Genomic DNA, 3,930 nt, shown 5'->3' with positions numbered 1-3,930 from the left:
CACGACGGCGACGGGTTCCTCGCGCAGAAGGCGGGCAGGGCCCGTTCGGTCGCCGCGGAGAAGGAGTCGCCGACCCGCAGGAACGTGGCCGCGAACCAGACCGTCAGGCCGACCAGCAGGACGGACGCGGCGAGCAGCGGGAGGTTCAGGACGCGGCGGAAGCGCCGCGCCATCGCCGCCTGGACGTAGCCGAGCAGGGTGAGGAGCGCGGCGGCGATCACGCAGACGGCCGCGACGGCGGCCTCGGCCACCCACACCGACGCGTGCCGGTCCTCGACCGAGCCCCGGTCGTGTTCGGCGATCTCGTCGATGCGGTCGAGGAGCCCGCCGTCGGCGTGCAGCATCGTCGACGCGTAGGTGAGGTAGGCGTAGCCGAGGTCTTCGAGGCCCTTGCGGTAGGTGGCGTCGGCCTGCTCGACGAGCCCCTGGTACGTCACGACCTGGGCGTTGACCGAGCGGAGCCGGTCGCGCCGCTCGGTGCCGCCCGCGTCGACCCCGGCGATGCGCGACAGGCTGTCGCCCGCGGTCGTGATGTCGTCGCGGAACCGCTGCCCGGGGCCGATCAGCTGCGCGGCGCCCGATCGGAAGCTCTGCCACGCGGCGCGGTCGCGTCCGACAGCGCGGCGTGCGCCGTCCGGGCGCGACGTAGGCGGGCACGCCCGATTCCCGCGCCGATTCCACCGCGGACCGGCCGCCGACTAGTACGCCCGTCGCGGCGAGCCAGAACAATAGTGCAATACCCACCGAAAAGGTCATCATGGACTTAAGCCAGCGCGGCGTGCTCCATTCTTTCGGAACCGCGCGGGAAGGGGCGAGGGCTAACGACACGCGAGCATGGTAAGCGGACGGGGCCGTTCCTTCGGTGGCATTTATGCTTGACCGTCGATTGATCGAGGCGTAATGAGCCGCCGTCCGGCGGGTGAACAGCCGGTGGCCGGTGGGATAACGCGCGGCCGATATGCGGGTTTCGCTCGTCCGGCGGCGCTAGGCTCACGGCGCGTAACCGGGCATGAGAGGGAAAAACGAGTCACGTGAGCGCGATCAGCGTAGGCCAGGCCATCGTCCTCGGCATCGTGGAGGGGCTGACCGAATTCCTGCCGGTGTCCTCTACCGGCCATCTCAAGATCGCCGAGGGTCTGATGGGCATCCCGGTGGACGACGAGTCGGTCGTGGGCTTCACCGCGGTGATCCAGGTCGGGGCGATCGCCGCCGTCCTGGTGTACTTCTTCAACGACATTCTTCGCATCGTCAAAGCGTGGGGGACGGGACTGGTCAAACCGTCCGAGCGCTATCACCACGACTACAAGTTCGGGTGGTGGGTCATCTTCGCGACCGTCCCGGTCGTGGCCGTCGGGCTCGGCGCCGAGTCGCTGATCGAGGGGCCGCTCGCCTCGCTTTGGGTGGTGGCCGGGTCGCTCATCGGCGGCAGCGTCGTGATGTGGCTCGCCGACCGGTACGGCCGGCACAAGCGCGGCGAGGACGACACCGACTTCAAGGACGCGATGCTGGTCGGCTCGTCGCAGATCCTCGCGATGCTGTTCGCGGGGTTCTCCCGCTCGGGCGCGACGATCTCGACCGGGCTGCTGCTCGGCCTCGACCGCGTCGCCGCGACCCGGCTGTCGTTCTTCATGGGCATCCCCGCGCTGACCGGCGCGGGCCTCTACCAGCTGCCCGGCGCGCTCGGCACGGGCACGGGCGTGCTGCCGCTGGCCGTCGGGACGGTCGTGTCGTTCATCGTCGCGTACGCCTCGATCGCGTGGCTGCTGAAGTTCGTGGCGAGCCACTCGTTCACGTCGTTCGTGATCTACCGGGTGGTGATCGGCGTGCTGCTGTTCGGCCTGCTGGGCACCAACGTCATCGCGAGCTGACCGCCGCGCCGCGGCGGCCCCGGCCTCGATCGTCCGGGGCCGGGGCCGGCCGCGGTCCGGGCGGGTCAGCCGCCCGCGAAGGCCCTGCGCAGCTCGGCGATGTCCAGCTTGCGCATCGTCTGCATCGCCACGTTCGCGCGGGCGGCCTTCTCCCGGTCCGGGTCGAGGAACATGCGCATCAGCTCCTCGGGGACGACCTGCCAGGACACGCCGAACCGGTCCTTGAGCCAGCCGCACGGGCCCTCTTCGCCGCCCCCTTCGAGCAGCCGGCCCCAGTAGTAGTCGATCTCCTCCTGATCCGCGCAGCGGACCTGGAAGGAGACGGACTCGTTGAACGTGAACATCGGGCCGCCGTTCAGGCCGACGAACTTCTGCCCGTTGGCCTCGAACTCGACCGTCAGCACCTGGCCCGGCGTCGTGTGCGGATTGCCGTCCGGGGCGTGCATGACGTCACCGATCTCGGAGTCCTTGAAGACCGACACGTAGTGGTTCGCGGCCTCCTCGGCCTGCCCGTCGAACCACAGGCACGTCGTGAAACCCTTGGCGACCATCGGATACCTCCTCGCTGCGGTGTTCTCCCCCAGGCAGACCTGCCCCGGATCGGGAACTCATCGCGCGCGGCGCACCGAAGCGGGCGGTCAACCGGCGGAGACGCCCTCCCGCTGGACGATCGCCTCGAGCCGCTCGACCACCGGACGGGACCGCAGGTGCAGGTTCGCGACGTCCAGTCCCTCGTCGCCGAGGACCACCAGCAGCGCCCGCTCGCCGACCGCGTAGACGACGATGTGGCCGTCCCGGCAGCGGGTCACGACCTCGCGGAGCGACCCCAGCCCCACCTCCTCGCTCGTGCTGCGGCCGAGGCCGAGCGCGGCGGCGGCCATCGCCGCCAGCACGTCCGGCCGGACCTCGCCGGTGTCGGCGGCGATGAGCATCCCGTCCGACGACGCCACGGCGCGGCGTCGGTGGCCCCCAGCACCTCGTCGAGCAGCGCCCGCAGCTCGGCGAGCACCTTCTCCCGCATGACCGTCCCCCTCGTATCGTCGGGCCCCTCGTGCGCGCCGCGCCGTCCGCCGTCCGGCGGGGCGGGTCAGATGCTGAGCTCGCCTTCGATGCGCCGCAGGTGGTGGCGCGCGAGCGCCAGGTTGGAGCGGTCGCGGTCCAGCGCCACGTAGAGGAACAGGCGGGCGGGGCCGCCGCGCTCCAGCAGCCGGATCAGGTGGTACCGGCGGTGCAGGGTGATGAGGATGTCCTCGATGGTGTCGTCGATGCCGAGGGCCTCCATGGTGCGGACCTTGGCACGGACGACCTCGGTGTTGCCGGCCGCGGCGATCTCCAGATCGAGGTCGGGCGCGCCGCCGTAGGCGCCGAGCATCATCCCGCTGTCGTAGTCGACGAGCGCGGCGCCGACGGCACCGTCGATCGCCATGGCCTCCTTCAGCGCGGTCTCGATGTTCATGAAGCCCTTTCCTCGTCCCTGGGCGCGGCGCGCGGCGAGGAGCGGCACGGCTTCCCCCGACTGCGGCATAACGCCTATTTCGGACAGCAATCTATCTTGGAGATCATCCGGGCGAGCGGATTGTCCGCACACTCGGTCCAGTTTGTTCCCGACCTCACCGTCATGTCACCGTAAATAACCTTCGCCCGCGGGTGCGGGCGTTTCCGGAGCTGAGGGACGATGACCAGAAGCGCAGGGATCCTGCCGGCCGCGCTGGAGCGGCGCGGGCGGCGGGGGTTCACCGGCACGTTGCGCGTGGAGGGGACGCCGGGCGGCACGGTCGCGATGCGCGGCGGGCTGGTCGTGGCGGCGGCGACCCCGGCGGCGCCCGGCCCCGAACCGCTGCTGCTGCGCTCCGGCCGCGTCTCCGAGGCCGACTGGACGGCCGCGTTCGCGGCGGGCGCTGCCCGCGGACGCTCGGCGACGAACTCGTCCGGCGCGGCCTCCTCGGCGACGCGGGCCTGCAGGTCGTCACCCGCACGGCGATCGTGGACGCGGTGTTCGCGATGGCGCTCGGCGGCGTCCGCACCTGCTCGGCCGTCCCCGACGGGCCCGGCGCCGAGGACG

At 71.3% G+C, this 3,930-nt stretch carries 4 protein-coding genes and 2 pseudogenes; 2 read left to right on the top strand and 4 right to left on the bottom strand.

The window, feature by feature from the left end; genetic code table 11:
• A pseudogene (locus BJF79_RS34200) lies at nucleotides 1-437 on the bottom strand (hypothetical protein); the annotation flags it as partial.
• A gap of 594 nt (nucleotides 438-1,031) precedes the next feature.
• Here BJF79_RS34200 and BJF79_RS34195 point away from each other — a divergent pair.
• Entirely contained in the window at nucleotides 1,032-1,868 is an 837-nt protein-coding gene (locus BJF79_RS34195) for an undecaprenyl-diphosphate phosphatase (protein ID WP_075903664.1), read from the top strand.
• 65 nt (nucleotides 1,869-1,933) lie between these two features.
• Here BJF79_RS34195 and BJF79_RS34190 read toward each other — a convergent pair whose 3' ends face one another.
• From BJF79_RS34190 to BJF79_RS34180, 3 genes are all read right to left on the bottom strand, one after another.
• On the bottom strand, nucleotides 1,934-2,419 hold the full coding sequence (locus tag BJF79_RS34190; RefSeq protein ID WP_075903662.1) for a VOC family protein: 486 nt from the start codon (nucleotides 2,417-2,419) through the stop codon (nucleotides 1,934-1,936).
• An 87-nt stretch (nucleotides 2,420-2,506) separates the two neighbouring features.
• Nucleotides 2,507-2,818, bottom strand: a complete 312-nt coding sequence (locus BJF79_RS34185; RefSeq protein WP_262402973.1) for a roadblock/LC7 domain-containing protein — start codon at nucleotides 2,816-2,818, stop codon at nucleotides 2,507-2,509.
• Nucleotides 2,819-2,955: 137 nt separating this feature from the next.
• The gene (locus tag BJF79_RS34180; protein ID WP_075903666.1) at nucleotides 2,956-3,324 is read right to left on the bottom strand and encodes a hypothetical protein; all 369 of its coding nucleotides are present in this window, start codon (nucleotides 3,322-3,324) and stop codon (nucleotides 2,956-2,958) included.
• Between the two features lie 219 nt (nucleotides 3,325-3,543).
• On the opposite strand from BJF79_RS34180, the pseudogene BJF79_RS57515 reads away from it, so the two are divergent.
• Nucleotides 3,544-3,930: pseudogene (locus BJF79_RS57515) on the top strand (hypothetical protein); the annotation flags it as partial.

This window comes from Actinomadura sp. CNU-125 (assembly GCF_001942465.1).
Classification (GTDB): domain Bacteria; phylum Actinomycetota; class Actinomycetes; order Streptosporangiales; family Streptosporangiaceae; genus Spirillospora.
This window is presented reverse-complemented; position numbering and strand designations above follow the sequence as displayed.